Raw genomic sequence first — 7,595 nt, forward strand, 5'->3', positions numbered from 1 at the left:
GACGCATGTATTCAGATTTTCGCAACTTCGCGCGCAAATGCCCCCTCTGACGAGGGCAAGCGTCGCCACAGTCTGCTTCGGAATCGCGCTCTCATCGGTGACGGCGATAGCGCAAACGCCCGCGCCGGGAACAATTCCCGCGCCGTCAACCACAATGTCCGTGCCCAAGGGGTACAGTGTTCACAACTCGATTGATCTCGGTGGACGCATCGCTGCGAACTCCGGCAGCGATGCAATGTATAGCACGCTCGTCAATCTGCAATCCGGCCCGCGCGTTCAGGGGGAAACCTTTGAATTGCGGGCTCTGCCCGGCACAAAGCATACCCTGGTCGATTCGCTGTCACTCTTCAGCACCGGTTTCGGCGGCGATCCGTACCTCACCACCAGGCTCAACTTTTACAAAGGCAAGGACTACGAGTTCTCCGGCCTCTTCCGCCGTGACCGCCAGTACTTTGATTACGATCTGCTCGCGAATCCGAACATTCCCGGCGGAGGGACGATTCCCATCGGACCTTCCACCGCGCCGGTAGGGCAGTTCGCATGGCCGCAGGTGTTGCAGTCGCCGCTTACGTTCAACACCGTTCGCCGCATGACGGATACGAACCTTACTCTTCTGCCTCTCTCCAAAGTGACGTATCGCTTTGGTTATTCGCAGAACGTCATGGAAGGACCAACCCTGAGCCCCAGCTTTGAAATCACGGGTGGCGAAACATATCTGGAGACTGCGCTGCTCCAGGAGTATATGCGTCAAAGCAGCGACACGTGGACCGGCTCCGTCGAGTGGAAGCCGTTTTCGCAAACGCATGTCACCTTTGAAGAGATAGTGGATCACATCAAGTCGGATTCCTATTTCACGCTTGCGCCCAGCAGTCTGATTCTGCAGGAAGCTGACGGCACAAAGGTGGCAGTGGGCAACTATACCGAAGAGGAGCCGACGATCAGTTGCAACACCGGCAGCATGCAGAATCCGAACACGATTCTGTATCCGGCACAGACGCCCGGCGGTCTGCCCATCATCGATCCCGCCTGCAACGTGGCCAGCAGCTACCTTCGCTCGCAGCCCACACGCTTTCTGTATCCCACGGAGATGCTGCGTCTGCAGAGCAGCAGTATTCCTCATCTGACCATGACCGGCGACGTTCGCTATACGCAGGCGAATATGAACCTGCCCAACTACTATGAAAATTTCCAGGGACTCGCGGGCAGCGTTCGCGATCTCACCTTGACCGGCTCTTCATCGGCTAAGCGCGACGTCTTCTCCGTAGACTATGGAATGGTCTGGCAGGTCGCCAAAAACTTCTCGCTTGCCGAGCAGGTGAACTATAACCTCGCCCATCAGCCGGCTTTGCTGACCTGGAACGGCGGGCAGGAACTTACCACTCCGGCAACCAAGCAGACTATCAATTACACCGGCACACTGACCGCGGTCAACGGCGGCAGCATCGCGGGAGACACCACGGGCGTAGCGGAACCCAACTACTTCGGCCAGAAGTTCTTTACCAATAATCTGATTGCATCCTGGGACGCAACGCCGCGGACGACCTTCTCGTTCGGCTGGCGTCACAGGGCTCACGATACCACCTACAACACCTCTTCGGCATCGACCTCATATACGCCCATCACCGTGTCCATTAACGAGAACGCCGGCATCTTCATTGCAGCCCTTCGTCCCGCCAGCAACTGGAGCGTGAACGGATCCGTCGAAGGCGCTTATGCTGACGACGTTCTCACAGCCATTGCGCCGCGCCAAACATGGCATTACAAAATCCGTACAATGTATAAACCGCGCACCTGGGCAAGCATCAGTGCCACGTACAACGATCTGGAGCGCCATAACAACACCAACAACCCCACATCCGGCTCCAAGTACTTCGGCCCGCTGAATCATGTCGACCACACCCGTATCTTCGGTATCGGAACAGTGCTTGCTCCGAACGAGCATTATGAGTTCGATCTCAACTACGCCTACTCGGACGTCTACACTGCCACCAATAGTTGCTATACCAGCGGCGCAACAGCCACGCTGCCCGGCGCTGCAACACCCACCAGCAGTGGCGCGCCGAATATCTGTCCGCAAAGTGTGCGCGGCTCAAGCCCGACTCAGTATGAGTGGTATTCGCGTGATTTTCAGAACGCGCCCACCAACTTCGGATCGGCGTCTATCACCCTCGTCCCCGTCAAGACCGTGCGTGCCGGTCTCGGCTATCGCATCAGCGACGTCAGCGGAAGCCGCCTCTATGACAATGCCCGCGATGTCGCAGGCTCGCTCAACTCCACCTACCAGTCACCCTATGTGAACCTCGCATGGACCTTCCATCCCGGTTGGACATGGAAAGCAGGGTATGATTTCTACGGTTACGGAGAAGGTAGTCCATCGGGCGCGGAATATTGCAGTACTTCATCGACCTCAACATCGACCATCGTGCCCTGCGCATCGCTCCCGTATCCGACAGGTCGCACCGAGACGACCGCCGGGCTCACTGCTCCAAGGGTCTTCCACGCAAACAACATAACCCTCAGCATGCATTACGAATTTTGACAAAGCTGTTTCACAATCACATTTCAAGGAGAAACGCAATGACAAAGGCACTTCCAACCTGTACAGCATCCAAAGTGGTCCTCGCCGCAGTGATGCTTGCATGCAGCACCGCCGCCTTTGCGGAAGCGCCTGGCGAGGCAACCTATAGCGCCAATTGCAAGAGCTGCCACGGTGCAACAGGAACGCCCAGCGCCGGCATGGCCAAGATGATGAACATCAAGCCCGCCGCGGAGTACAAGACCACTGCCGAAGAGCAGTTCAACTCCGTGAAGAATGGCAAAGAAAAGATGAAACCATTCGCGGGCAAACTCACGGACGCGCAGATCAAGGAAGCCGTTGCGTATTTCCGCACACTCAAGTAGCTGTCTGGTTTGGTCTCGCGCGAAAGGCCCGCTCCGTGCGGGCTTTTCGCTCTGACCGCATCGGCAAACGGGAGGCCATGTGACGTTTTTTCAGGGATTTCGCAAAAACTGGATCCGGCCGGCGCTCTTCTTTGGCAACAATCCAATCAGCCTGATCGGCGGTGCACTCACCACCGCCGCGGGCATGACGCTCGTTGCCTTTTGGGTCGTCGATGTCTTCGGTCATAGCGGTTCAACAAACCCTTATCTCGGCATCCTCGTCGATCTGCTGTTGCCCGGCGTCTTTGTATTTGGCCTGCTGCTCATTCCGCTCGGCATGGGCCTGCATCGCCGCCGCGTGCGCGCTGCCGGCAATGTGCCTTCCGAATATCCGCAGATCAATCTCTCCGACCCCATCTTCCGCCGCGGTATCGAATTCGTCTGCGCCGCCACGCTCGTCAACTTCATCCTCGTTGGCACCGCGAGTTATCGCGGCGTGGCCTACATGGATTCGCCCAACTTCTGCGGCCAGGCATGCCACGTGATGTATCCCGAGCACACCGCATATCAGCTCGGGGCGCACTCGAATGTAGCGTGTACAGAGTGTCACATCGGCAGTGGCGTAACCTCCGCCGTGAGTGCCAAGGTCAACGGAACAAAGCAACTCATTGAAGTCATCTTCCATCGTTATCCCACCCCGATTGAATCACCGGTGGCCAGACTGCGTCCTGCGCATGAGATATGTGAGAGTTGCCACGCTCCCGCAAAATTCGTCGGTGACAAGTTCATCGTGAAGACCAGCTTCGCCGATGATGAGCACAATACGAAGACGCAGTCCATTGTCATGCTACATCTCGGCGGTCGTGACAGCCTCGGCCGTCTCAGTGGCATTCACGGCGTCCACATGGGCCACATTGAGTACATCGCCACCGATAGATCACGCACCACGATTCCCTGGGTCACACGTCGAAATGACGACGGCACCAACATCTTCTACGCCACCAAAGATGCGGCGAGCGGCATCCCCAAAGGCGAGCGCCGTACCATGGACTGCATTGATTGCCACAACCGCCCCGCGCATCAATTTGCCACTGCAGAAGAAGCGTTGAACCGCGCTATGAGCGCAGGCGCCATCAGCCCTGACCTGCCCTGGGCGCATAAAGAAGGCCTCGTACTGCTCAAGGCAAATTACGCAAGCCAGGATGAAGCGCGCAGCAAAATCCCCGCACAGCTCCTTGAGTTCTATCGCACACAACACCCTGAGCTGTTGTCGAGCCAGGGCGCTCAGATCAAGTCAGCAGGCGTGGCGCTGGCCACCATCTATAGTCAGAATGTCTTCCCGGATATGGAGGTCGAGTGGGGCACACATCCCGACAACATCGGTCACAACAGCTATCCGGGCTGCTTTCGCTGCCACGACGGCGATCACACCAATAAATCGAAATCCGCGGATAACATCACCAACGACTGCGCCGCATGCCACAATCTTATTGCGGTGGATGAGGCGAACCCAAAACTGTTGACGGAAATGGGCACGCAGTGAGAGGGCGCATCGCGCGCGCAGACCGTCGTCGATGAGAAATCTACACGGAACTCAAATCCGCCGATGCAGATGCGATGGATAATGTAGCACGGGTCGCCGAGAAAAGGGACCGAAGAGCCACAGCACTATCTAGTGTAGGACAGTTAGAGTGCTGTAAAGAATTGATAGATCGCTGCCCGGTGAAAATTATGCGACCGCAATATGAGATCACGGTGTGAAAGAGCTATCAGGCGCGTTGCTTTATTCAGAACATGTCGAGCAAGGTTCGAGCCACATTCCGTCTCAACGGCCTTCAGGGAGTGCTTGCTAAATCTCCTAGACTTTGTAGTCTTACTTCTCTTGCTTGTCGAGTCATCACCGACTTGACCGTAAAGACGGGAAACATATTCAACTGTTGAAATGTCGCGCGACCGACCGGGCATAGGATCGAACTGCAGATGATTGTCTAGAGACACAGCACCACATCAGACTTCTATGCATCGCCCGATAAGCGCCATCCATTTCTTATGTGACTTTTTGAGTTATGATGGCATTCGTCGAACCGGGGTGGACGTTTCCTTTGGTCTCATAGAGAAACTTCTCGCAATTCCCCGCAGGTCTTACAATAGGCAATTCATTTCGAGACTCTTTTGAGGAGGAGACTCGTCCGTGTACAGTCCTGTCTCCCGCACGGAAATTACCGAAGCCCTTGTTCACATTCGCGGCTTATACCGGCGGAAGAGACGCACATCTGAACACGAAATACTCACTGGCGAACGGCGCGAGGCAGTGATACGAGACTTAATCTCAAATTTAGCCCGCACGAGTGAACATCCGACCCTTAGGACTCTGTTCGAAGTTGCCGAGAGCTGTTTGCTAACTCTCGAAGGTGCACACCGGCTCTTCGGTTATGACCTTCGGTCGTTTCGCGATTACGATTTTCAGTTGAATGGGGATCGCACTCATATTTTTGAGTCATACCCCTTTGAGCGTGATCTGCAAATTGATCTCCCCGTTCGTTTCGCGTCACACACGGCCTTCGACAGCAATGCCCCGCTCCGCGATCTCGTTCAGGAGTGGCGGACGGGCGTGCCACTGCGAGCTTTAGAGGAGCATGAGTGGGAACGGCCGGGCACCTTTTACATCCATGTCGGAACTGAGGACAGCCTCGGATCAAGTATCCCGCCCGGTGCCATGGCCTCGGTAGAACCAATTTCCGAGGCCGAGAGATCGCTTCCTAACCCCAGGTCGATTTACCTGCTGCAATTCGGCAGCGGATACCGGTGCAGCCGGTGCCTTGTCAACCGCGGAAGACTTCTATTACTGGATTCCGAGCGAAACTATCGCGGTCGCAAAGACTATCCACACCCAGGCACAGTGCGAATTACAGGGCGAATTCGGATGTTCGCCATGAGCTTGCCCATTCCCGAATATCAGCGATTGTATTCTCTTCCCGACACCGACCAACCCGCCGTGTTGATACTACCGTGGGAACACACAAGCCGTGACCGACTTCTGGCAACCAAACGAAAGCGGTTTAAGAGAACCCGCGAGGAAGAACAGTTTGCAAGAGAGTTCTTGAGGCAGGAACTGAATGCAAAACTCAGTCCTCGGAGCGAACGACGTTACCTTCGCGCTACCGCGTCGGACCCTCATGTTAACGCACTTATCCATCTTTCCGTGGCAAATCTGGCGCGCTATACAGATGCGCTGAGAGCTGGCGGTTCCTGGTTTTCCGACAGAGGGCGATTTTCGCTCGATGCATTGCTTCGCGCAAAACAGTTTGACGATGTTTCAGAACTCCAACCACATCTTGGCCTGCCACAACCAATCGATGTTTGGGAGGCACGAAGGAAGGAATTTGGCGGATGGCCTCCGCTTCTATCGGTCACCTTCCCGGAATTGCGACAGTGGGACGAACGTTTTGTGAGACTCGCTGAATGAGCGATGAGTGGCTATCTCAACCCTTCGATTGGTCCGGGCTCATGGTTACTAACCAAAAGCCTGGAATCGATGCCCGATGTCGAGACTGATCGCAGAAAAGTCGGATGGTCACGACCTATCTACCTGTTGCGAAGAGGGCTTGAGATGATCTGCGGCTATCTGGAGCGAGATGGAGAGCAACTTGCGATCATCAACCGCGAACAAAGCAAAGCCTCTGCCATTTTCCCAACGAGTAAACTTGAGAATCTGAATCGAGTCGTAGGCGTCGCTGTTCCCCTCCAGTAGCCATCCAACGAGTTGGACTGTCTTAATAGCAGTCCTATTGACGGACCTATCGGAACTGGCTGTCGCATCTTGCGTCATGAGTAGGACGCTGACCGCGAATAGGACGACTAGTTCGAGTTTTGCCCAGAGCCTGAGAGCCGGTCTTGCATCCGTGCAGTAATTTTGGCCAAATTTTAAGTTCCCTGCTCCGGCTGCCCACACTTCGATGTAAGCTCCTGTTCACGGTTGGCAAAAACTATTGCGAACAGTGGAGCAGCCATGATGAACCAAACACCACAAACTCTCCGCGCAGTGGTGAACACTGACGGTGCCGTGATTCTCGATACCTGTAGGGGTGAGATCTCTACGCTCAACTCCACAGGTGCATACATATGGGAAGCTCTTCGGCGAGGCGAAACGGTGAGTTTGATTGTTTCACGGCTAGCGACGGAGACGGGGGAACGGCCCGAAACCATCGAGCTGGATGTTCAAGAGTTCATCCACTGTTTAGAAGAAAAACAACTCTTGCCGCGCTGATACCGAGGCGTTATGACAGAACACCGATTGGACCTCGAGACCGTTGAATATCGGATAGCCCTTGCGAAGTCCCAATCGAGAAATGTTCTTGGCCTACAAGCAAATGGCAGTTATCGGCTTCCTCGAGTTCGGATTTCGCGGAATGCACGCCATGTCTCTCAACTCGTGAAAGGGGTTGAAGACGAATGGGGACTCAAAGTAATGATCCTCGATTTCCTTTCAGAGCCCGACAATGACACTCCATGTGCTGCCGCAATAGTTCTGGAATCGACGTCGAATAGGCCGGCACTTCTCAACTTTCCGCTCGAACAACTTCCGCCCATTGAACTCACAGAAAAGGAACGAGACTTTCTAGTTTCGATTATTTATGTGGATTGCCCGACGTTTTGTACCAGTGAAGAGTTAGTGTAGCGCATCGATTTCTGAGTTCAGATCGATGCAGGATATG

At 55.0% G+C, this 7,595-nt stretch carries 5 protein-coding genes; all 5 read left to right on the forward strand.

What is annotated here, in order from left to right; all coding sequences use genetic code 11:
• The first annotated feature begins 37 nt into the window (after window positions 1-37).
• The 5 genes from VO84_RS06205 to VO84_RS06230 all read left to right on the forward strand — a co-directional run bounded on the left by VO84_RS06205 (window position 38) and on the right by VO84_RS06230 (window position 7,147).
• The gene (locus tag VO84_RS06205; protein WP_197413923.1) at window positions 38-2,539 is read left to right on the forward strand and encodes a hypothetical protein; all 2,502 of its coding nucleotides are present in this window, start codon (window positions 38-40) and stop codon (window positions 2,537-2,539) included.
• Between the two features lie 38 nt (window positions 2,540-2,577).
• Window positions 2,578-2,901, forward strand: coding sequence for a c-type cytochrome (locus VO84_RS06210; protein ID WP_058186486.1), 324 nt, complete (start codon window positions 2,578-2,580; stop codon window positions 2,899-2,901).
• Window positions 2,902-2,980: 79 nt separating this feature from the next.
• On the forward strand, window positions 2,981-4,423 hold the full coding sequence (locus VO84_RS06215) for a NapC/NirT family cytochrome c (protein ID WP_058186488.1): 1,443 nt from the start codon (window positions 2,981-2,983) through the stop codon (window positions 4,421-4,423).
• Between the two features lie 1,389 nt (window positions 4,424-5,812).
• On the forward strand, window positions 5,813-6,346 hold the full coding sequence (locus tag VO84_RS22420; protein WP_157439752.1) for a hypothetical protein: 534 nt from the start codon (window positions 5,813-5,815) through the stop codon (window positions 6,344-6,346).
• 543 nt (window positions 6,347-6,889) lie between these two features.
• On the forward strand, window positions 6,890-7,147 hold the full coding sequence (locus VO84_RS06230) for a PqqD family protein (RefSeq protein WP_058186493.1): 258 nt from the start codon (window positions 6,890-6,892) through the stop codon (window positions 7,145-7,147).
• The last annotated feature ends 448 nt before the right edge of the window (window positions 7,148-7,595 follow it).

The sequence above is a fragment of the Occallatibacter gabretensis genome, from assembly GCF_001449115.1.
GTDB lineage: Bacteria > Acidobacteriota > Terriglobia > Terriglobales > Acidobacteriaceae > Telmatobacter > Telmatobacter gabretensis.

Coding starts and splice junctions, on each gene's coding strand:
- VO84_RS06205 (WP_197413923.1), top strand. CDS start 38: ATGCCCCCTCTGACGAGGGCAAGCGTCGCCACAGTCTGCTTCGGAATC.
- VO84_RS06210 (WP_058186486.1), top strand. CDS start 2,578: ATGACAAAGGCACTTCCAACCTGTACAGCATCCAAAGTGGTCCTCGCC.
- VO84_RS22420 (WP_157439752.1), top strand. CDS start 5,813: ATGAGCTTGCCCATTCCCGAATATCAGCGATTGTATTCTCTTCCCGAC.
- VO84_RS06230 (WP_058186493.1), top strand. CDS start 6,890: ATGATGAACCAAACACCACAAACTCTCCGCGCAGTGGTGAACACTGAC.